General features: G+C 73.3%; 17 protein-coding genes. 10 read left to right on the top strand and 7 right to left on the bottom strand.

All coding sequences use genetic code 11. The features are described from left to right. Positions 1–4 precede the first annotated feature (4 nt). A complete protein-coding gene (purD, locus tag ABD652_RS05310) occupies positions 5–2269 on the top strand; it encodes a phosphoribosylamine--glycine ligase (protein ID WP_344718914.1) in 2265 nt (754 codons plus the stop codon). 15 nt (positions 2270–2284) lie between these two features. Here purD and ABD652_RS05305 read toward each other — a convergent pair whose 3' ends face one another. Next, complete coding sequence (locus ABD652_RS05305) at positions 2285–3535, bottom strand: ATP-binding protein (RefSeq protein WP_344718912.1); 1251 nt, start codon at positions 3533–3535, stop codon at positions 2285–2287. Between the two features lie 308 nt (positions 3536–3843). On the opposite strand from ABD652_RS05305, the gene ABD652_RS05300 reads away from it, so the two are divergent. The 4 genes from ABD652_RS05300 to ABD652_RS05285 all read left to right on the top strand — a co-directional run bounded on the left by ABD652_RS05300 (position 3844) and on the right by ABD652_RS05285 (position 8183). Further along, positions 3844–4170, top strand: a complete 327-nt coding sequence (locus ABD652_RS05300) for a hypothetical protein (protein WP_344718910.1) — start codon at positions 3844–3846, stop codon at positions 4168–4170. Then, positions 4157–5740, top strand: a complete 1584-nt coding sequence (gene purF, locus ABD652_RS05295) for an amidophosphoribosyltransferase (protein ID WP_344718908.1) — start codon at positions 4157–4159, stop codon at positions 5738–5740. Before ABD652_RS05300 ends, purF begins: the two co-directional genes overlap by 14 nt. Beyond that, positions 5737–6918, top strand: coding sequence for a phosphoribosylformylglycinamidine cyclo-ligase (gene purM, locus ABD652_RS05290; RefSeq protein ID WP_344718906.1), 1182 nt, complete (start codon positions 5737–5739; stop codon positions 6916–6918). Before purF ends, purM begins: the two co-directional genes overlap by 4 nt. Before the next feature lie 86 nt (positions 6919–7004). After that, complete coding sequence (locus ABD652_RS05285) at positions 7005–8183, top strand: lipid II:glycine glycyltransferase FemX (RefSeq protein WP_344718904.1); 1179 nt, start codon at positions 7005–7007, stop codon at positions 8181–8183. Between the two features lie 126 nt (positions 8184–8309). On the opposite strand, the gene ABD652_RS05280 is transcribed toward ABD652_RS05285, so the two are convergent. Next, complete coding sequence (locus ABD652_RS05280; RefSeq protein WP_344718902.1) at positions 8310–9599, bottom strand: carboxylate--amine ligase; 1290 nt, start codon at positions 9597–9599, stop codon at positions 8310–8312. Between the two features lie 120 nt (positions 9600–9719). Here ABD652_RS05280 and ABD652_RS05275 point away from each other — a divergent pair, with 120 nt between their 5' ends. Next, entirely contained in the window at positions 9720–11252 is a 1533-nt protein-coding gene (locus ABD652_RS05275; protein WP_425574543.1) for an MFS transporter, read from the top strand. 109 nt (positions 11253–11361) lie between these two features. Continuing rightward, the gene (locus ABD652_RS05270; protein WP_344719064.1) at positions 11362–11985 is read left to right on the top strand and encodes a TetR/AcrR family transcriptional regulator; all 624 of its coding nucleotides are present in this window, start codon (positions 11362–11364) and stop codon (positions 11983–11985) included. Positions 11986–12028: 43 nt separating this feature from the next. Here the strand turns inward: ABD652_RS05270 and ABD652_RS05265 are convergent, their stop codons facing one another. The 3 genes from ABD652_RS05265 to ABD652_RS05255 all read right to left on the bottom strand — a co-directional run bounded on the left by ABD652_RS05265 (position 12029) and on the right by ABD652_RS05255 (position 14538). Next, a complete protein-coding gene (locus ABD652_RS05265; RefSeq protein ID WP_344718900.1) occupies positions 12029–12973 on the bottom strand; it encodes a Sir2 family NAD-dependent protein deacetylase in 945 nt (314 codons plus the stop codon). Between the two features lie 111 nt (positions 12974–13084). Next, on the bottom strand, positions 13085–13279 hold the full coding sequence (locus ABD652_RS05260) for a DUF3073 domain-containing protein (RefSeq protein WP_010524716.1): 195 nt from the start codon (positions 13277–13279) through the stop codon (positions 13085–13087). A 263-nt stretch (positions 13280–13542) separates the two neighbouring features. Beyond that, positions 13543–14538: an NAD(P)H-binding protein gene (locus ABD652_RS05255; protein WP_344718897.1), complete on the bottom strand. Its 996-nt coding sequence runs from the start codon at positions 14536–14538 to the stop codon at positions 13543–13545. A gap of 173 nt (positions 14539–14711) precedes the next feature. Here ABD652_RS05255 and ABD652_RS05250 point away from each other — a divergent pair, with 173 nt between their 5' ends. Both ABD652_RS05250 and ABD652_RS05245 read left to right on the top strand, forming a co-directional pair. Continuing rightward, on the top strand, positions 14712–15416 hold the full coding sequence (locus ABD652_RS05250) for a TetR/AcrR family transcriptional regulator (RefSeq protein WP_344718895.1): 705 nt from the start codon (positions 14712–14714) through the stop codon (positions 15414–15416). 48 nt (positions 15417–15464) lie between these two features. After that, on the top strand, positions 15465–16061 hold the full coding sequence (locus ABD652_RS05245; protein ID WP_344718893.1) for a methylated-DNA--[protein]-cysteine S-methyltransferase: 597 nt from the start codon (positions 15465–15467) through the stop codon (positions 16059–16061). Between the two features lie 162 nt (positions 16062–16223). Here ABD652_RS05245 and clpB read toward each other — a convergent pair whose 3' ends face one another. Further along, positions 16224–18866 (bottom strand): ATP-dependent chaperone ClpB, encoded by a 2643-nt coding sequence (gene clpB, locus ABD652_RS05240; protein ID WP_344718891.1) that lies wholly within the window; start codon positions 18864–18866, stop codon positions 16224–16226. A gap of 100 nt (positions 18867–18966) precedes the next feature. Between clpB and ABD652_RS05235 the strand changes: the two genes are divergently transcribed. After that, positions 18967–19986, top strand: a complete 1020-nt coding sequence (locus ABD652_RS05235) for an NAD-dependent epimerase/dehydratase family protein (protein WP_344718889.1) — start codon at positions 18967–18969, stop codon at positions 19984–19986. 40 nt (positions 19987–20026) lie between these two features. Here ABD652_RS05235 and ABD652_RS05230 read toward each other — a convergent pair whose 3' ends face one another. Continuing rightward, the gene (locus tag ABD652_RS05230; protein WP_344718887.1) at positions 20027–20464 is read right to left on the bottom strand and encodes an MmcQ/YjbR family DNA-binding protein; all 438 of its coding nucleotides are present in this window, start codon (positions 20462–20464) and stop codon (positions 20027–20029) included. Between the last annotated feature and the right edge of the window lie 30 nt (positions 20465–20494).

Genomic DNA, 20494 nt, shown 5'->3' with positions numbered 1-20494 from the left:
CACTGTGAAGATCCTCGTCGTCGGCCCCGGAGGCCGTGAACACGCCATCGTCCGCGCGCTGCTGCGCGATGAGTCCGTCGCCGCCGTCGAAGCCGCGCCCGGCAACGCCGGGATCGCGGCCGACGTCGTCTGCCACGCCCTCGACGCCTCCGACGGCGACGCCGTCGCCGGCCTGGCGGTCGACGGCGGCTTCGACCTGGTCGTCGTCGGCCCGGAGGCCCCGCTGGCCGCCGGAGTCGCCGACGTCGTCCGCGCCGCCGGGGTCCCGGTCTTCGGCCCCTCCGGTGCGGCCGCGCAGCTGGAGGCCTCCAAGGCCTTCGCGAAGGACGTCATGCACGCCGCCGGGGTCCCGACCGCCGGATCGGTGCACGCCGCCGACGTCGGGACGGCCGCGGCGGCCCTGGACCGTTTCGGCGCCCCGCATGTGGTCAAGGACGACGGGCTGGCCTCCGGCAAGGGCGTGGTGGTCACCGAGGACCGCGCCGTCGCGCTGGCCCACGCCGAGACCTGCTTCGCCGCCGGCGGCAGCGTGGTGATCGAGGAGTTCCTCGACGGCCCCGAGGTCTCGCTCTTCGTGCTCTGCGACGGCGAGGACCTCGTCCCGCTCTCCCCCGCGCAGGACTTCAAGCGCATCCGCGACGGCGGCGAGGGCCCGAACACCGGCGGCATGGGCGCCTACACCCCGCTGGACTGGCTGGCCGACCACACCGAGGACGGCCCCGACGGCGTCTCCCGCGACGTCACCGAGACGGTGGTCGAGCGCGTGGCGAAGCCGACGCTGGCCGAGATGGCCTCCCGCGGCACGCCCTTCGTCGGGGTGCTCTACTGCGGGCTGGCGATCACCTCCCGCGGCGTGCGCGTGGTCGAGTTCAACGCCCGCTTCGGCGATCCGGAGACCCAGGCGGTGCTCGAGCGCCTCCAGACCCCGCTGGGCCAGCTGCTGCTGGACTGCGCCACCGGCTCGCTGGGCGCCGACCGCGAGCTGAGCTGGCGTGAGGGCTACGCCGTCGACGTCGTCCTGGCCGCCGAGAACTACCCCGACAGCCCGCGGAAGGGCGACGTCATCACCGGGCTCGACGCCGCGGCCGCCCGCGAGGGCACGGCCGTGCTGCATGCCGGCACCGCGACCGACGACGACGGCGCCGTCGTCACCGCCGGCGGCCGGGTGCTGGCCGTGGTCGGCACCGGTGACACGCTGCAGCAGGCCGTCGAGCGGGCCTACGCCGGCGTCGGCGAGATCTCCTGGACCGGCGCGCAGCACCGCGGCGACATCGCCGCCGAGGCGCTGGCCGGACGGGTGCAGGTGCCCGGCGTCGCCGGAGACGGCGATGACGCGGGAGACGCCGCGACCTTCGGCCGCGCCGACGACGGCGCGCCGTCGTCGATCCCCGGCTGGGTCCACGTCTCCTCCGGCAAGGTCCGCGAGCTGCACCGTCCGGCGCCGGGCTCGGCCTGGGACGGCGAGGACGTGCTGCTGGTGGTCGCCTCCGACCGGATCAGCGCCTACGACCACGTGCTCTCCACACCGATCCCGGACAAGGGCCGGGTGCTCACCCAGCTGAGCCTGTGGTGGTTCGCCCAGCTCGAGGCCGCCGGCGTCCCCTCGCATGTGGTCTCCACCGAGGTGCCCGCCGAGGTCGCCGGCCGGGCGATGATCTGCCGCGCGCTGGACATGGTCGAGGCCGAGTGCATCGTCCGCGGACACCTGGCCGGCTCCGGACTGGCCGAGTACCGGCAGTCCGGCACGGTCACCGGCATCGCGCTGCCCGACGGGCTCGTCGACGGCTCGCGGCTGCCCGAGCCGATCTTCACCCCGTCCTCGAAGGCCGAGCAGGGCGGCCACGACGAGAACATCAGCTTCGCCACGCTGGCCGAGCAGGTCGGCGCCGAGCAGGCCGAGCAGCTGCGCGAGGCGACGCTGCGGGTCCACGCGCTGGCCGAGGAGAGATGTCGGGCGGCCGGGATCGTCCTGGCCGACACCAAGCTGGAGTTCGGCCACGACCCGCGCACCGGTGAGCTGGTCCTCGGCGACGAGGTCCTCACCCCGGACTCCTCGCGGTTCTGGCCGGCCGAGGAATGGGAGCCGGGCCGCGCCCAGCCCTCCTTCGACAAGCAGTACGTCCGCGACTGGCTGACCTCGCCGGCCTCGGGCTGGGATCGCGGCTCCGACGTCGCCCCGCCGCCGCTGCCGGCCGACGTCGTCGCCGCGACCCGCGAGCGCTACCTGGACGCCTACCGCCGGCTGACCGGCGGCGAGCTGGAGGACTGAGGACGCGCCGGAGCCTCATGCGCCCAGCAGCGCGAGCGGCACCACGGCCACGCCGTCCTGACGCCGATACGCGTACCGACCGGTGGTCAGCACGACGAGGTCGGCGACCTGGTCCCCCATCCGTTCGCGCAGCCAGTGCAGGTGCCGCAGATCGCGATCGGTGACCGAGGCGGCGAGCTTCACCTCGATGCCCACGACGCGTCCTCCCCGTCCCTCCACGATGAGATCCACCTCGCGGTCGCCGTTGCCGGTCCGCAGGTGCCCGACACGAGCACGAGCCGCGCCGGCGGCGACGCGGACGCCCAGCGTGGCCAGGGATTCGACGAGTCGCCCGGCCGTCGACGCACCATGGGGCGACATGAGGCTGTCGACGTCGTGGTGGAGCAGACGTGCGGCGAGGGCCGGATCGGCCAGCTGATGCTTCGGCGCCTGCTGGAGCCGGCCGAAGGAGTTGGCCGTCGGGGACCAGCCGGGGACCGGGTCGAGCAGCCACAGCTGGGTCAGATGGTCGCGGTAGGCGATCGTCGTGGACTTGCTGGGCTGACTGCCGTCGCCGGCGGTCGTGGCGTCCAGCAGCTCGGAGTACTTCGTCGTCGTGGACGAGGCGGCGGCATAGGCCGCGAGCCAGCGGCGGAGCGTCTCCGGCCGGCGCACGGTGAACCCGAAGTCCGGCAGGTCGCGGTCGATGATGCGGTCGAGATACGAATCGAGCAGCTCCTCGCGCAGCAGGGCAGGCCGATCACGGATGCCCGGGAAGCCGCTCTCGACGACGGCTGCGAGATAGTCCGCCGCCGACCAGTCGGTCTCGCCCTCGATCGGCTCGGCCTCTCCGTCGAGGAGACCCTGGAGGCTCACCGTCGGAGTCGCCGTCCCCCGCTCGTGGAGGGCCATCGGCCGCATCCGCAGCGAGAGGATCCGTCCGGCTCCGCTGTGCGTACCCTGCCCGTCCGTCGGCGTCGCGCTGCCGGTGAGCAGGAACGAGCCGGCCTCGGCGCCGTCGTCGACCATCCGACGCACCACGTCCCACGTCTCGGGCAGTCGCTGCCACTCGTCGACCAGCGTCGTCCCGGACCGGCGTCTCAGCCTCGAGGCGTCGGCCGCCAGCAGTCCGCGCTGATCCTGGTCGTCGAGCATCCAGGAGGTCTCGGCGCGCCGAGCCGCCGTGTCGGTCTTTCCCACGCCCTTCGGTCCTTCGACGGCGACGGCCGGGGCGACGGCGAGGAGGGCGTCGAGCTGCTGATCCAGAGTGCGCTCCAGGTAGACCATAGCTCCACGATACCTTCAACAGAATACATACTGAACCCTGAGCAGAACTTATACTGCACCTCTACCGCGATTCATACTGCACTTCGAGCACGCATAATGGTGCGCGCCGCTCGTTCCCCTCGCTGATACCGCAGGGCTCTGAGATGTCGCAGCGCTATAGCCCGACGACATCTCACAGCCCGACGACAGGACGTCACGACGTCGCCACGGTCCGTCGCGGCACGGCGATGCGCCGCCGCGCCGTCCGCCTGACGGACGGCTGCCTCCCCGATTCATCACGCCTTCCCCGCGCCCAGTAGACTGGAGCCATGTCCTCCCGCGAGCAGCATCGGCAGGTGACGGTGCGCCATGCCCCGCGCCTGGTCCCCTTCCTGGTCGTCGGCGCCGCCGTCGGCGTGGTCGCCGCCGTCGTGCTGGCGATCGTCACCGGCCCGACCGAGGGGTACTCCACGCTGAGCTCGGCCGGCTTCCTCGCCGTCGTCCTCGGACTGCCGGGGCTGGCCCTCGGCGCCGTCGCCTGGCTGATCGCCGAGCGCCGCACCCGCGGGCGCGGCCGCACCTACGACGCGGTGCCGCGGGAGTCCGGATCCGGCGCCGCCCCCACTGAGAGGAACTCCGCCCATGGCCAGCGCTGACGGCCGCCTGAACTTCAATCTGCTGGACGAGGACGCCGCGCCCCAGGACGAATGCGGCGTCTTCGGCGTCTGGGCCCCCGGCGAGGAGGTCGCCAAGCTCGCCTACTACGGGCTCTACGCGCTGCAGCACCGCGGCCAGGAGTCCGCCGGCATCGCCGCCTCCGACGGCGAGTCGATCCGGGTCTACAAGGACATCGGACTGGTCTCGCAGGTCTTCGACGAGTCGACGCTGACCGCGCTGCGCGGGCACATCGCCGTCGGGCACTGCCGCTACTCCACCACCGGCTCCAACCAGTGGTCGAACGCCCAGCCGACCCTCGGCGACACCCCGCACGGCACCGTCGCGCTGGGTCACAACGGCAATCTGACCAACTCCGGGGACCTCTACGACCGGCTGGTCGAGCGCAACGGCGGCGAGGCTCCGGCCTTCGGCGAGCTGGCCCAGGGCAACACCACCGACACTGCGCTGGTCACCGCGCTGCTGAAGGACCAGCCCGGCGAGGACCTCGAGGCCCAGGCGATGCAGCTGCTGCCGACGCTGCAGGGCGCCTTCTGCTTCGTGTTCATGACTGAGAACACCCTCTACGCCGCCCGCGACGCCCAGGGCGTGCGCCCGCTGGTGCTCGGCCGGCTGGACCGCGGCTGGGTGGTCGCCTCCGAGCAGTCGGCGCTGGCCACCGTCGGCGCCTCGGTGATCCGCGAAATCGAGCCGGGCGAGTTCATCGCCATCGACGCCGACGGCGTGCGCAGCCAGCACTTCGCCGCCTCGGACCCGGCGCGCTGCGTCTTCGAGTACGTCTACCTGGCCCGGCCCGACGCGCTGATCAACGGCCGCTCGGTCTACGAGTCGCGCGTGGAGATGGGCCGTCAGCTGGCCCGCGAGGACAGCCACGACGCCGACATCGTCATCCCGGTGCCCGAGTCCGGCACGCCGGCGGCGGTGGGCTACTCCGAGGAGTCCGGGCTGCCCTTCGCCCAGGGCTTCATCAAGAACTCCTACGTCGGCCGGACCTTCATCCAGCCCTCGCAGACGCTGCGCCAGCTGGGCATCCGGCTGAAGCTCAACGTCCAGGACCACGTGGTCCGCGACAAGCGCGTGGTCGTCGTCGACGACTCCATCGTCCGCGGCAACACCCAGCGGGCCATCGTGCGGATGCTCAGGGAGGCCGGCGCCGCCGAGGTGCACGTGAAGATCTCCTCGCCGCCGATCAAGTGGCCCTGCTTCTACGGCATCGACTTCGCCACCCGGGCGGAGCTGATCGCCACCGGCGCGACGATGGACGAGATCCGCCAGGCGGTCTCCGCCGACTCGCTGGCCTACATCTCCGAGGAGGGGATGATCGCCGCGACCGAGCAGCCGCCCTCGACGCTGTGCACCGCCTGCTTCTCGGGCCAGTACCCGATCCCGCTGCCGCCCGAGTCCCGGCGCGGCAAGCTGCTGCTGGAGGATCCTGCCGTCGGCGGCTCCGCGCCGTCCGAGGCCGCCGGATCCTCGGGGTCGGGCTGCGAGCCCGGCCCGGACGCCGAGTTCGACGTCGCCGACGAGATCCCCACGGAGGCCCCCCGATGACCGGACAGCCCGAGCAGGCTGAACAGCCCGAGCCGATCACCTACGCGTCGGCCGGCGTCGACGTCGAGGCCGGAGACCGCGCCGTCGAGCTGATGAAGTCGGCGGTGCAGGCCACCCACTCCTCGGCCGTGATGGGCGGGGTGGGCGGTTTCGCCGGACTCTACGACGCCTCGGCGCTGACCCGGCTGCCGAAGCCGCTGATGGCCACCTCCACCGACGGAGTGGGCACCAAGGTCGCCATCGCGCAGGCGATGGACCGCCACGACACGATCGGCCACGACCTGGTCGGCATGGTCGTCGACGACATCGTGGTGATGGGCGCCGAGCCGCTGTTCATGACCGACTACATCGCCTGCGGCTCGGTGGATCCCGACCGGATCGCGGCGATCGTGCGCGGCATCGCCGAGGCCTGCTCGCTGACCGGCACCTCGCTGATCGGCGGCGAGACCGCCGAGCACCCGGGGCTGCTCGCCCCCGACGAGTACGACGTCGCCGGGGCGGCCACCGGCGTCGTCGACGCCTCCGCAGTGCTGGGCCCGCAGCGGGTCCGCGCCGGCGACGTGGTGATCGGCATGGCCTCCTCCGGCGTGCATTCCAACGGCTACTCGCTGGTGCGCCGCGTGCTGGAGTCGGCCGGCTGGGGCTACGAGCGCCACGTCGCGGAGTTCGGCCGCAGCATCGGCGAGGAGCTGCTGGAGCCGACGCGGCTCTACACCCGCTCCTGCATGGACCTGGTGCGCGCGCTCAACGGCGACCCGGCCGAGGCCCCGACCGCCGACGACGCCCCGGTGCGCGGTTTCAGCCACGTCACCGGCGGCGGGCTCGCCGCCAACCTGGCCCGCGTGCTGCCCGAGGGCCTGATGGCCACCGTCGACCGCTCCACCTGGTCCTGGCCGGCGATCTTCCGGGTGATCGCCGAGCTGGGCGCGGTCCCGCAGGCGGATCTGGAGCGCACGCTGAACCTCGGCGTCGGGATGGTCGCCGTCGTCGACGCCGAGCACGCCGAGTCCGCACTGGACACGCTCTCGGCCGCCGGCGAGGCCGCCTGGGTGATGGGTGAGGTCTCCGCGCACGACCCGCAGGACGCGCGGGTGGCCGAGGCGGGCGAGGACTTCGTCCAGGGGGCGAAGGGCGTCGACGGCGGCGGCGTGCTGCTCACCGGCTCCTACCCGTCCTGAGCGAGAAACTGTGCCGCAGGGACCCGCCGGGCCGCGTTCGGACGGCGTCCAGACTCTGCTCGGAGACTGCCGGTAGGCTCTCTGCTGTGAACAGCCCGACGCCGCTCCCGGAGACCCCGACCCTGACGGTCGCGCCGCTCTCCGCCGACGCCCACGCCGAGTTCCTCGCCGCCCACCCGACGGCCTCCTTCCTGCAGAATCCCCGCTGGCCGGAGGTGAAGAGCGGCTGGCGCGGCGAGTCCCTCGGAGTCTTCGCCGACGACCGCCTCGTCGCCGCCACCCTGGTGCTGCACCGGCCGCTGCCGGTGCCCTCGGCCGTGCCGCTGGTCGGCGGCCGGACGCTGGCCTACCTGGCCGAGGGGCCGGTCCTCGACGCCGACGACGTCGACCTGCCCGCGGTGCTCACCGCGCTCACCGAGCGACTGCGCCGCGACGGCGCCTTCCTGGTCCGCATGGGCCTGCCCGGGGTGCGCCGCCGCTGGGCCGCCGGCGACGTCCGCAGGGCGCTGGCCGCCGGCGAGCACCGGATGCTCACCGAGCTCGAGCCGCTCACCGTCGACGACGACGCCGAGGCCGTCCGCGAGGAGCTCACCGCGCTGGGCTGGCAGGCTCCCGGCGAGTCGGAGGAGTTCGAGGCCGGCCAGCCGCAGTTCCAGGCCCGCATCCCGCTGGTCGACGACGACGGCGCCGGCCTCGACGCCGAGGCGGTGCTGGCGCGGATGGACCAGACCTCGCGCCGGCAGACCCGCAAGTCCACCCGCTCGGAGCTGACCATCAGCGTCGGCGGCGAGGAGGATCTGCCCACCTGGCAGGAGCTCTACGAGGAGACCGCCGAGCGCGACGGTTTCACCGGCCGGCCGCTGAGCTACTTCCAGCGCATGCACCGCGCGCTCAACGCCGCGGACGACACCGAGTGCACGCTGTACTTCGCCCATCTGGACCAGACCCTGCTGGCCGCGGCGATCTTCGTCCGGCAGGGGCGCTTCGCCTGGTACGTCTACGGCGCCTCGGCGGCGCAGGAGCGCAAGCGCTACGCCCCGCGGGCGCTGCAGCTGCGCCAGATCGAGGACGCGCTGGCCGCCGGATGCCGCTGGTACGACCTGGGCGGGCTGAGCCCCTCGCTGGATCCGGAGCACGAGCTGGCGGGTCTGACCCGGTTCAAGACCACGATGGGCGCCGACGTCGTGCAGACCCAGGGCGAGTGGGACTTCGAGATCAGCCCGCTGCTGGCCAAGGCCTTCCGGCTCTACATGGCCCGCCGCTGAGCGGGCGGGGCGACGCCGGAGCTCAGCGGGCGGACGGCGTCGTCATCCTCGCCCCCTCCTCGCGACACCGTCAGGCCTCGATGAGCCCAGACCAGTGGTCGAGCACGTCGAGCGCGAGAGGTGTGCTCACGCCGGAGGGTGCTGACGCACCTCGCGCAGGCTCTTCAGCAGCACGGCCGCGTGGTACGCCCGCTTCCGCAGATCGGGGTCCGGCCGGTAGCGGAACGGACTGTGCACTGCTCCGGCCCGCGCGGCGGCGTCCACGCGGGCGCGCTGGTCGGCGTCGGCGAAGCGGCGCGCCAGCGACAGCGGCACTGTGGTGTGCAGCGCGTCGGGGCGCGTGGTCTCCGGCAGCTCGCGCGGCAGCTCGACGCCGGCGCCGGTCAGCGCCTCGGCCAGGTGCTGCTGGACGACCAGCTCGGCCGGGTTGACCCCGCCGGCGGTGAGGTAGAAGTGATTGCGCCCCAGCCGCGGATTCATCTCGAAGAACTGCGGACTGCCGTCGCGCGGGTCGATCTTCACGTCGAACATCGCGAAGCCGTGCCAGTCGACCTCATGCAGGAACGTCTCGGCGTGCTCGTCGATCTGCGGGTCGGCCGAGGTGAGGATGGCTCGGGAGTTGCCCTCCAGCCCCGGCGCATGGTCCTCCAGCAGCACCTCGCCGACGGCGCGCAGCCGGATCCGCCCGGCGGCGTCGCGGAAGTAGGAGCCCACCCTCATCTGCGAGTCGGGACCGGGGATGAGCTCCTGCAGCAGGAAGACGTCGTCGAAGCCGGCGCCGGCCGCGGCGTCGAGCAGCCGGCCGAGCTCGGCGGCGTCCTCGACGCGGTGCACCTTCCGCCGACCGGCGAAGGTGGTCTGCGCCCAGGCCCAGCTGTCGGCGGCCTTGAGGATCAGCGGGAAGTCGGCGCCCAGCTCGTCGAGCGTCGCGGCGACGATCTGCTCCGTGCGCGCCGGGTCGTGCTCGGCCATCGACAGCCGCGTCTCGCGCGGGTGCGGGATGCCCAGCCGGCGGCAGATCGCGGCGAAGGACTCCTTGTCGGCGACCTGCTCGACCGTCGCACGGTCCGGGAAGGGGATGACGTACCAGCGTTCGAGCTCCTCGCGGTGACGCAGCACCGCCTGGACGATGTGGTCGTAGGTCGCCAGCAGCACCAGCGGCCGCGGGTTCGCCCCGGAGTCGGTCAGCCGCTCGGCGACGTCGATCAGCGCGGTGATCGTGGTCTGCTCGTCGGTCATCACGCCGGCCGGGAAGGCGTCGAGGATGCGCGAATGCTTCAGGTTCCGGTTCAGCCGGGTGGGCACCACCGCCGAGACCACGCCGAAGGCCTCGTGGAACTCGCGGGCCCAGGAGTATGCCCCGACGTCTCCGCCGGTGATCACGGGGACGAAGGGCTGCTCGGCGGGGATCTGCATGCCAGGAAGACTATCAACACCCGGCCTGCGCGCTCCGGCAGCGGCACCGTCGTCGCCCCGGGTGTGACCCTGCTCGCCCCCTCTGACAAACTTAACCATACGTCCGGTATAGTTTGCGGCATGACGATGACCTCTCCCCTCCCGCTGGTGCGCCGGACCGCCATGCCCCGGTGGCGCCGCTGGAGCGTGCTGGGGATCGTCTCCGCCGCCCTGGCGCTCATCACGCTGGACAACTCGATCCTCTACACCGCGCTGCCGGTGCTCACCGAGCAGCTCGGCGCGACGTCGGGCCAGTCGCTGTGGATCATCAACGCCTACCCGCTGGTGATCGCCGGCCTGCTGCCCGGCGCCGGGGGTCTGGGCGACCGGATCGGGCACAAGCGGCTCTTCCAGCACGGCCTCGGCCTCTTCGCGCTGGCCTCGCTGACCGCCGCGCTCTCCCCGACCCCGGAGATGCTCGTCGGCGCCCGGGGACTGCTGGCCGTCGGCGCGGCGGCGATGCTGCCGGCCACGCTGGCGCTGATCCGCGTGACCTTCTCCGACGAGCGCGAGCGCACGCTGGCCGTCTCGATCTGGGCCGGGGTCTCAGTCGCCGGCCTGGCCGCCGGCCCCGTCGTCGGCGGCCTGCTGCTCGAACACTTCTGGTGGGGCTCGGTCTTCCTGGTCAACGTGCCCGTCGCCGTCGCCGCCTCCGCGGCGATCGTCGCGCTCGGCCCGGCCAACGTCACCGACCCCTCGCGCCGCTGGGACGGGGTCTCCTCGGCGCAGGCGCTGCTCGGCCTGGGCGGAGCGGTGCTGGCCATCAAGTCCCTGGCGACGACGCCGCCGCACTGGACCACCGCCGGCGCGGCCGCCGTCGTCGCCGCCGTCGCGCTGACCGCCTTCGTCCGGCGGCAGCGCCGGCTGGCCGACCCGCTGATCGACTTCTCCATCTTCGCCAATCGCGCCTTCAGCGCCGGCGTGGTCTCCGCGGGGGCCAGCATCTTCGCGATCATGGGGCTGCAGTTCGCCGTCACCCAGCGCTACCAGCTGGTGGAGGGCTTCACCCCGCTGCAGGCCGGACTCGTGGTCGCCGTGCTCTCGCTGGGGGCGCTGCCGGTCGCGCTCGCCGGCGGGGCGGTGCTGCACCGACTCGGCCTGCTGGTGCTCATCGGCGGCGGCCTGAGCGTGGCCGCACTCGGCGCCGGGGGCCTCGTCGTCGCCGCCGTCGTCGACCGGCTGGACCTGCTGCTCGCCGGGCTGCTGGTCCTCGGTCTCGGCCTCGGCGCGGCGATCTCCGTGGCCTCGACGGCGATCATCGGCAACGTGCCGCGGCATCGAGCCGGGATGGCGGCCTCCCTCGAGGAGGTCTCCTACGAGTTCGGCGGTCTGGTCGCCGTCGCCGTGCTGGGCAGCCTGCTCAACGCCGTCTACCTGCATGCCCTGGAGAGGCCCGACGGCGCCGACGGGGTCGCCGCGCCGAGCCCTGCGGCGGCGCTGAGCTCCTCCGATCCGGCGCTCGTCGCGGCCGCCGCCGAGGCGATGGACTCCGCCTTCCTCGCAGTGGTCGTCGCCGTCGCCGTCGCCATGGTCCTCGGCGCGGCGGCCACGGGCTGGCTGCTCCGCCGCCATCTGCCGGGCACCGCCTCGCAGGCGCATCCCGGCGACCACTGAGCGCGGGAGGCGAGGACGTGTTCGGCGGCCGGGCGCCGCGCGACATACCCTGGAATGCAGCCTGCTCCGCGGGCACCGCACCCGCCCGAGACCCCTGAGGTGACCGACCATCCGACAGTCCAAGCGCACCGAGATCCTCGAGGCGGCCACCCGCATCGTCCAGCGCGACGGCGTGACCGCCCTGACCTTCGAGTCCGCGGCCGTCGAGTCCGGGCTGACCAAGGGCGGGCTGCTCTACCACTTCCCCACCCGCGAGGATCTGCTGCTGGCGCTGCACGAGCATGTGGCCGGACAGTGGGAGGCCTGCATGGAGCGCGAGGCGGGGGCGCCGCACGACCAGCTCCCCGACGCCCGGCGGCTGGAGGCCTACATCCGCGCCTCGCAGAACCCGGACCGTGCCGAGCTGCTGCTCATGCTGGAGTCCGCGCAGGACTCGGACGCGCAGGCCGCCTGGGACCAGGTCCACGAGCGGTGGTCGCCGCCGGCCCCCAGCGGCGAGGCGGCGGACTCCGGGGAGACGGACCCCGGGGAGGCGGACTCCGGGGAGACGGACTCCGAGATGCAGCGCACCGGCGTGGCCGTCGATCCCGAGCTGCTGCCCTTCCTCGCGCGGCTGGCCGCCGACGGGCTGTGGTTCTACGAGGCGCTGACCCCGGGCACGTTCGACGCCGGGCAGCGGGCGCGGATCGTCGAGGCCATCGTGCAGCTGGGCGCCGCGGACGAGACGCCCTGATCCGCTCGGTGCGACTGGCCGACGGGACTGCCGGCGCGCCCGCTCAGCGCAGCGCGGCGTCGAGCTCCTCCAGCGCCGGAGTGATGCGCGTGCGCCAGCGGAACGGCGCCTTGGCGTCGGCGCGCGAGGGACCGCCGTTGATGACGCCGATGGGCCGGCCGGCGCGATGCATCTGCAGCGCGACGCGGAAGCCGCTCATCACCGCCATCGAGGAGCCGACCACCAGCAGCGCGCGGGCGTCGGCGACCATCGCGTCGACGGCGGCCTTGCGCTCGGCGGGCACGCTCTCGCCGAAGTAGACGACGTCGGGCTTCAGATGCGTCGAGCCGCAGACCAGGCAGCCGACCATGTGGAAGCGGGCGACCCAGGCCTCGTCCAGCTCGACGTCGCCGTCGGGGTTGACGTTCTCCGCGGCGACGGCCGCGGCCTCGGCGAAGCCGGGGTTGGCCTCCTCCAGCCGGCGGTCCAGCCCCGCCCGGTGCTCGCGGTTGTCGCAGGTCAGGCACAGCACCGTGTCCAGGTCCCCGTGCAGCGGGACGACCGGGTCCGCGCCGGCGGCGGCATGCAGCCCGTCGACGTTCTGGGTGATCAGCCCGCCGAGGTGCCCGCGTCGCTGCCAGTCGGCCAGCAGGCGGTGCGCGGCGTTCGGGGCCGCCGCGCTCATATGCCGCCAGCCGACGAAGCTGCGCGCCCAGTAACGACGGCGCGCGGCGTCGTCGTGCCGGAACTCCTGGTAGGTCATCGGCCGGTGCCGGCGCAGCGAGCCGTTCGGGCCGCGATAGTCGGGGATGCCGGAGTCGGTGGAGACCCCGGCGCCGGTCACGCACAGCACCTCGCCGCCGCGCAGCAGCTCGAGGATCCCGTCCCGCGCGACGGCCGGGTCCTGCGGCTCGGCGGTCTCGTCGACGACGCGGGCGATGGAGCGCAGCGCGGCCCGGTGGGCATCGGCCACGGGTGCCGGGAACGACTCCGACGTCAGCTCCTCCACGCGGCATGACCTCCCGGCACGACAGAGAACGACCCGACGGTCATCGTCGGGTCGGACGGACAGGATGCGCGTCGCACCCTCGGCGGCGGCGGCTCGCGGCGAGCGCGCCGCTCAGCGGCCGTAGCGCTCGGAGAGCTCGTCGACGTCGTATGGATCGTCCTCGGAGGAGGTGGTGTCCTCGGCAGGAAGATCGCCCCGCTTCTGCGCCAGCTCCCTCTCGAGAGCGGACAGATCAGTGTTCGGGGTGTAGTACTTGATCTCCCGCGCCTGCTTGGTTGCTTTCGCCTTCTGACGGCCGCGCCCCATGAGCGAGACCCCCTCTGTCGTCTCTGGTCCTCGCGATGTCGGGCAGGAATCACCGCGGGAGTAACTCTACGATCTCCTGATTCGTGCTTCCCAGGTTAACATGTCTGCGGAACGTCCGTCGCCGAGCGGGACGCGACGGCGCGGCCGCGCGCGCCCGTGGCATGGCGGAACCGCACAGCACTGACCCCCGCCGTCGCGGTCGAGGGGGCCTGCGGACCCCCGCTCGCTCGGAGCCGCCCCGACGCCGACGGGTGCGAGGGACGTCACGCCTCGGCCGATGCGCCATCGCCGGCCCGCCCGGGCCTCTGGGGACTCCCGTCCGCGGAGCGCCCGTCGCGGACCATCGCCGCCACGCTGTCCGCCCAGGGACTCGCCGGCCCGGCCTCGAGGAGCTCGGTGCTGGCGACCAGCGTGCCCGGCCGGCGCCAGAGCGGCTTCAGCCGCGCCACCTCCAAGATCGTCCGGCTGACCAGCCCGGCGGCGGCCAGCGCCGCATGCGGCAGCACCAGCGGCCGCCGCCGGCGCCCGCCGGCGACCTGTTCGGCCCGGGCGAGCACCTCGCGCAGCGTCGGAGCCTCGGACGGCGCGATGAGCAGCCGATGCGATCCCGCGCCGAGGACGTCCTCGGGCCGCTCGCCGGCTCGGCGCATCGCCGCGGTCAGGTCGGCGATGTCGGTGAGCGCGTGGGCGACGTCCGGATCGGCCGGGATCATCGCCCGGCGCCCGACGGCGACGGGATCGGTGATCATCATCCGCACCACGCTGGTGGCCGGCGCCGCGTCGACGCCGATCAGGTCGCCGGCCAGCACGCTGATCGCCCGGGCAGGGTGAGCCTGACGCGCGGCGAGCAGCTCCTGCCGCACCCGCCCCTTGGCCTCGACCGGAGCCGGCGCGGCGTCGTCGCGCAGCACGCCCTCGGCGGCGAGGACGCCGGCGAAGCCGTAGGCCGACTCGGGGAAGACGACGGTCGCCGCACTCTCGGCGGCGACGTCGAGGACTGTGCGCTCCAGCCCGGGGAGCTGCGCGGCCCAGCGACGGGCGTCGTAGGGCGCGTGGAAGCAGGCGAAGATGACCTCCGCGCCCGCCGCGGCCGCGGCGACGTCCGCGTGACGGCCGGCGTCGCCGATCAGGTGCCGCGCCGCCTCCGGCACCTCCGCCGAGGACCGCGTCATCACCGTCGTCGGCACGCCTGCGGCGAGCAGGTCCCGCACGAGTCGCGCCCCGATCTGTCCATGGCCGATCACCGCTGCCGCACGCATCCGCACTCCTTCCGAGACATTCGAGAGCAGTGCTCTCGCTTCCTGGACGAGATATTACGGCGCCGGCCTCCCGCATGACAAGAGCGCTGCTCTCTTTCGTGACCAGTACTCTTCTTCGCGACAGCACCACGCCGCCGCGAGCACTGCTTCCGCTGACTGCTAGGATCGCGGCCATGAGCACCGCCCACCGCCCGACCGGCGCGGCGGCCGAGGCGCCCCGGCTGACGCCGCGTCAGAAGAGCCGGCGGGACACTGAGGCCGCCGTGCTGGAGATCGCCAATCGTCAGCTCGACGCCGAAGGGATGCAGGGTCTCTCGCTGCGCGCCGTCGCCCGGGAGCTGGGACTGGTCTCCAGCGCGGTGTACCGCTACGTCCGCAGCCGGGACGAGCTGATCACCCTGCTGATCGCCGACGCCTATGACGCCCTCGCCGAGACGGTGGAGGACGCGCTGGCCCGCGAGGGCGACAGCCTCGACGTCCTCGCCGCGGCGATGCTGGACTGGTCGCGCCGCGCCCCGCGACGCTGGGAGCTCATCCACGGCACGCCGCTGACCGACTACCGGGCGCCGCGCGACCGCACGCTGCTGCCCGGCACCCGCGTCGCCCGGCACGTCGTCCGGCTGGTCGACGCGCTGCCCGACGACGCCGCGCCGCTTCCGGCGGAGGAGGCGGCCGAGCACCCGGCGGCGCAGCGGCTCGTCGCCGACCTCGACGAGCTGGGGGTCGCCGTGTCGCCGACGTCGGCGCTGCGGGCGGTCACCGTCTGGACCGGCCTGCTCGGCATGGTCCACACGCTGCGCTCCGGACTGCTGGGCCCCGGATACGACGACGTCGAGCATGAGCTGATGGCCGCCCACGTCCGCCGGCTGATCGCCTGACCCGCCGCTCTCCGCCCCTCGATCCGCGCACCCGACCTGGAGGACCCGATGAGCACATCCGCCGACGCCGCACCCGAGCTGCCCGAGCTGCGCTGGTCCTCCGCGCCGCTGGAGGACCTGGGGACCCTCGTGGTGGTCCACTCCCCCGACGACGAGACGATCCGCGCCGCCGGGCTGGCCCGCCCGCAGGGCGCCGAGCCCGACGTCGCGGCCATCGGGCGGCTGCTCGAGCAGCAGATGGACACGTTCGAGCGGCTGGACCCGGCCACCGCCGACCGTGAGATGAACCCGCTGCCCACTGATCGCGGCGCCGTCGCCGAGGCGGTGGCCGCCTACGCCGCCGGCGACCTGACCGCCTTCGACGCTCTCGCCGTCGCCCAGCCGGGGCCGGAGTTCCGCCAGCGGGTCTGGGCGGCGCTGCGCGAGGTGCCGGCCGGCGAGACCGTCTCCTACGGGGAGCTCGCCGTCATGGCCGGGCGCCCGCAGGCGCACCGGGCGGCGGCGAGCGCCTGTGCGCACAACCAGGTGGGCTTCGCGGTGCCCTGCCACCGGGTGATCCTCGCCGACGGGTCCATCGGCGGCTACGGCTTCGGCGGCGTGGGGATCAAGCGCGCGCTGCTCGCCCGGGAGGGCGTGCACCTGTAGCGACAGCCCTTCCCGATGCATCGAGTGGCGGCTCCCAGCGAGATCTGCCCGCCGACACGCCGTGTCGTGAGGGGAGATGCCGCTGGGGGCCGCCACTCGATGGAGGGCCGCCCTCGACGCCGGCCCGGCCGCCGAGGAGCGCGCGCTCCCGGCGTCGCGCGATCAGCCGGCGGCCGGGGCCTCCGGCTGCGCCGGCTCCTCCTGCTTCCGCACAGTCAGCCCGTGCATCGCCGCGGAGTCCGCCGAGAGCTCGTCGCGGTCGACGAGCACCGTGTCGCCGTCCTGGACGTCGCCGGAGAGCAGCAGCCGGGCCAGCTGGTCGCCGATCTCGCGCTGGACCAGCCGGCGCATCGGCCGGGCGCCGTAGGCCGGGTCGTAGCCGGCGACGGCGAGCCACTCGCGGGCGTCGTCGCTGACCTCCAGGGCGAGCCGACGCGAGGAGAGCCGCTGCGCCAGCGACTCGACCTGCAGGTCGACGATGCTGCCCAGCTGCTCCATGGACAGCACGTCGAACATGACGATGTCGTCCAGCCGGTTGAGGAACTCCGGCTTGAAGGAGCGGTTCACCACGTCCATGACCTGACTGCGCCGCTGCTCCTCCTCGAGCTGCTGGTCCACCAGGAACTGGCTGCCCAGGTTGGAGGTCAGGATCAGCACCGTGTTGCGGAAGTCCACAGTGCGGCCCTGGCCGTCGGTCAGCCGGCCGTCGTCGAGGACCTGCAGCAGGATGTCGAAGACCTCGGAGTGGGCCTTCTCCACCTCGTCGAGCAGGATCACCGAGTAGGGACGACGCCGGACCGCCTCGGTGAGCTGGCCGCCCTCGTCGAAGCCGACGTAGCCGGGAGGCGCACCCACCAGCCGGGCGACCGAATGCTTCTCCGAGTACTCGGACATGTCCAGCCGGATCATCGAGCGCTCGTCGTCGAAGAGGAACTCCGCCAGCGCCTTGGCCAGCTCCGTCTTGCCCACGCCGGTGGGGCCCAGGAACAGGAAGGAGCCGGTGGGCCGATCCGGGTCGGCGACGCCGGTGCGCGCCCGACGGACGGCGTCGGCGACGGTGGTGACCGCCGCCTCCTGGCCGATCAGCCGCGATCCGATGAGCTGCTCCATCTCGAGCAGCTTCTCCGTCTCGCCCTGCAGCATCCGTCCGGCCGGGATGCCGGTCCAGGCGGCGATGACCTCGGCGATGCCGTCGGCGTCGACCTCGTCGGCGACCATCTTCTCGCCGTGCTCCGGGGTGGTGGACTCCTCCGCCTCGGCGGCGGCGAGCTGCTCCTCGAGCTGCGGGATCTCGCCGTAGAGCAGCCGCGAGGCCTCGGCGAGGTCGCCCTCGCGCTGGGCCCGTTCGGCGTGGCCGCGCAGCTCGTCGAGCTGGACGCGCAGCTCGCCGGCCCGGTTGAGCTCGCCCTTCTCGGCCTCCCAGCGGGCGGTGAGCTCGGCCAGCTCCTCCTTCTTGTCGGCCAGCTCGCCGCGCAGCGTCTCCAGCCGCTCGGCGGAGCCGGCGTCGGTCTCGGCGGCCAGGGCCATCTCCTCCATGGTCATCCGGTCGACGGTGCGGCGCAGCTCGTCGATCTCCACCGGAGCGGAGTCGATCTCCATGCGCAGCCGCGAGGCGGCCTCGTCGACCAGGTCGATGGCCTTGTCCGGCAGCTGGCGGCCGGAGATGTAGCGGTCGGAGAGCGTGGCGGCGGCGACCAGCGCGGAATCGGCCACCGCGACCTTGTGATGGGCCTCGTAGCGCTCCTTGAGACCGCGCAGGATGCCGATGGTGTCGGGCACCGAGGGCTCGCCGACCAGCACCTGCTGGAAGCGGCGCTCCAGCGCGGCGTCGGATTCGATGTTCTCGCGGTACTCGTCCAGCGTGGTCGCGCCGATCAGCCGCAGCTCGCCGCGGGCCAGCATGGGCTTGAGCATGTTGCCCGCGTCCATCGAGCCTTCGGAGGCGCCGGCGCCGACGACGGTGTGCAGCTCGTCGATGAAGGTGATGATCTCGCCGTCGGCGTTCTTGATCTCCTCCAGCACCGCCTGCATGCGCTCCTCGAACTCGCCGCGGTACTTCGCCCCGGCGATCATGGCGCTGAGGTCCAGGGCGATCAGCGTCTTGTCGCGCAGCGACTCGGGGACGTCGCCGGCCACGATGCGCTGGGCCAGCCCTTCGGCGACGGCGGTCTTGCCGACGCCGGGCTCGCCGATGAGCACCGGGTTGTTCTTGGTCCGGCGGGAGAGCACCTGGACGACGCGGCGGATCTCGGCGTCGCGGCCGATGACCGGGTCGAGCTGCCCCGAGCGGGCGATCTCAGTCAGGTCGGTGCCGTACTTCTCCAGCGACTGGAAGGTGCCCTCGGGGTCCGGGCTGGTGACCCTGCGGTCGCCGCGCAGCCTCGGCAGCTCGGCCTTCAGCGCCTCGGAGCTCGCCCCCGCCTCGGCCAGCGCGCGACCGGCCGGGCCGGCGTCGGCGGCGACGCCGATGAGCAGGTGCTCGGTGGAGACGTAGTCGTCGCCCATCTGCTGGGCCTCGGCCTGGGCCGCCTTCACCACTGTGAGCCCGGCCTGGGAGAACTGCGGCGAGGAGACGGCGTCGCCGGAGGTCGAGGGCAGCTGCTGGATGGCCGCCGAGGCGCGGGTCGAGATCGCGTCGGGGTCGGCGCCGGCGGCCTTGAGCAGGGCGACGGCGACCGACTCGCGCTGGTCCATCAGCGCCTTGAGGATGTGCGCGGGCTCGACCTGGGGGTTGCCCGCAGTGTTGGCGTTCATCGCGGCGGCCGAGACGGCCTCCTGCGATTTGGTGGTGAGCTTGACGTCCATGGAGGAAGCCCCTTCCAGTCGATGTCGACGGCCGCTCCTCGAGGAGGTTCGACGATCCCCTGAGCTGCGTCGCGGAAACTTGAGTCAATGATACTCAACTTTGTCGGCTCACGGCATATTCCCCACACGTCGCCCGCCCCGCGATCGACGGGCTCAGGGCATATCATGGGAGCGGCCGACCGCCCGAGGCCACAGCACCGGGCCGCCCGGAGCACGGCGAGACCGCCGGTCCCGCCGATCGACTCGAGGAGGACCTCTGGAGCACACCGCCGCATCCCCCGCTTCCGCCGCGAGGCGCGTCCTGCTGGCCGGCTGCGGGGACGTCGGAGCGACCCTGGGCGCTCGACTCGCCGCGGCCGGAACCGACGTCGTCGGCCTCCGACGCGGGGGCGACCACCCGGGATTCCCGTTCCCGATCCGGGCCGCCGACCTGACCGAGGACACCGCCGCGGCTCTTCCCCAGGCCGACCAGGTGGTCGTGACCCTGTCGCCGGGCGGTCGCGACGCGGCCGCCTATGAGCACACCTTCCGCGGAGGCCTCGCCGGACTGGCCCGCCGGCTCCCGACGCCGCCCCGCCGGCTCGTCTTCATCTCCTCGACCGGGGTGCTGGGCGCTCACGACGGCGACCGCGTGGACGAGGCGACGCAGCCCACACCGGACCGGGGCAGCGCGGCCGCCCTGCTGTCTGCGGAGCAGGACGCGCGCGAGCTCTTCGACGGCGAGGTCGTGGTGGTGCGCCCGGCCGGCATCTACGGCCCCGGCCGCTCGCGCACCATCGATCGCGTGGCCCGGGGAACGCCGATGGACCATCGACGCATGACCAATCGCATCCACCGGGATGACCTGGTGACGATCCTCGCGGCACTGCTGGAGAGCTCGGCCCCTCCGCCCCTGTTGCATGCCGTGGACGCCGAGCCGGCGACGCTGGGCGCCGTCGCGTCCTTCATCGCCGAACGCCTGGGCGTCGACGTGCCGGCGGACTCCGGAGACGGCCGCGCGAGCGGAAAGACCATCGACGGTCGTCGCCTCCGGACCTTCCTGCAGGGGTCCCGCCTGCGCTTCCCCACGTTCCGCGAGGGGTACGCGGAGCTGATCGGTCGGCACGACCCGACGCGCTGACCCGGCGCTCGCCGCCGCACCCCTCGACCATCGGCGACGGTCAGCCGGGATCGAGACCGTCGGGCGCGGCATCCCGGCCGAGGCCGCCGTCGCCGGGGCCGAGGCCGAAGCGCACCGGCTGCTGGGACAGCAGCATCGTCGAGACCACCCGGTCGTAGGAGGTGACCACCAGCTCCTCGATCAGCTCCTCGGTGATGCCCTCGCCGGCCCCGACGGAGATCCAGTGCCGCTTGTTCATGTGGTATCCGGGCCGGATCGAGGCGAACTCCTCACGCAGCGCCTCGGACTCGTCGGGCGTGACTTTCAGCGTGATCAGCGGCTCGCCGGTCACCTCGGTGGCCATCAGGAAGATCTTGTCGCGGACCTTGTGGACGTCGTGCTCCGGCCCGAACGGATGGGTGCAGCTGCTCCAGGGCAGCTGCCGCGCGGCCGCACCGGCCACGTCCTGGATGCGCAGTCCGTCGAGGATCTCGGCCATGGCTCCAGAGTAGGCGCCGGGCCGCCGCGC

Origin of the sequence: Nesterenkonia halobia (genome assembly GCF_039536005.1) — a bacterium.
Classification (GTDB): Bacteria; Actinomycetota; Actinomycetes; order Actinomycetales; family Micrococcaceae; genus Nesterenkonia; species Nesterenkonia halobia.
The sequence above is the reverse complement of the archived record's forward strand: the minus strand, read 5'-3'. Positions and strand labels throughout refer to the sequence as shown.

Bases quoted from the DNA above. Each gene is read 5' to 3' on its own strand.
- ABD652_RS05255 (WP_344718897.1), bottom strand. From the start codon at position 14,538: ATGCGTGCGGCAGCGGTGATCGGCCATGGACAGATCGGGGCGCGACTC.
- ABD652_RS05260 (WP_010524716.1), bottom strand. From the start codon at position 13,279: ATGGGGCGCGGCCGTCAGAAGGCGAAAGCAACCAAGCAGGCGCGGGAG.
- purF (WP_344718908.1), top strand. From the start codon at position 4,157: ATGGCCAGCGCTGACGGCCGCCTGAACTTCAATCTGCTGGACGAGGAC.
- ABD652_RS05245 (WP_344718893.1), top strand. From the start codon at position 15,465: ATGAGCACATCCGCCGACGCCGCACCCGAGCTGCCCGAGCTGCGCTGG.
- ABD652_RS05280 (WP_344718902.1), bottom strand. From the start codon at position 9,599: ATGCAGATCCCCGCCGAGCAGCCCTTCGTCCCCGTGATCACCGGCGGA.
- ABD652_RS05305 (WP_344718912.1), bottom strand. From the start codon at position 3,535: ATGGTCTACCTGGAGCGCACTCTGGATCAGCAGCTCGACGCCCTCCTC.
- purM (WP_344718906.1), top strand. From the start codon at position 5,737: ATGACCGGACAGCCCGAGCAGGCTGAACAGCCCGAGCCGATCACCTAC.
- ABD652_RS05230 (WP_344718887.1), bottom strand. From the start codon at position 20,464: ATGGCCGAGATCCTCGACGGACTGCGCATCCAGGACGTGGCCGGTGCG.
- clpB (WP_344718891.1), bottom strand. From the start codon at position 18,866: ATGGACGTCAAGCTCACCACCAAATCGCAGGAGGCCGTCTCGGCCGCC.
- ABD652_RS05250 (WP_344718895.1), top strand. From the start codon at position 14,712: ATGAGCACCGCCCACCGCCCGACCGGCGCGGCGGCCGAGGCGCCCCGG.
- ABD652_RS05300 (WP_344718910.1), top strand. From the start codon at position 3,844: ATGTCCTCCCGCGAGCAGCATCGGCAGGTGACGGTGCGCCATGCCCCG.
- ABD652_RS05275 (WP_425574543.1), top strand. From the start codon at position 9,720: ATGACGATGACCTCTCCCCTCCCGCTGGTGCGCCGGACCGCCATGCCC.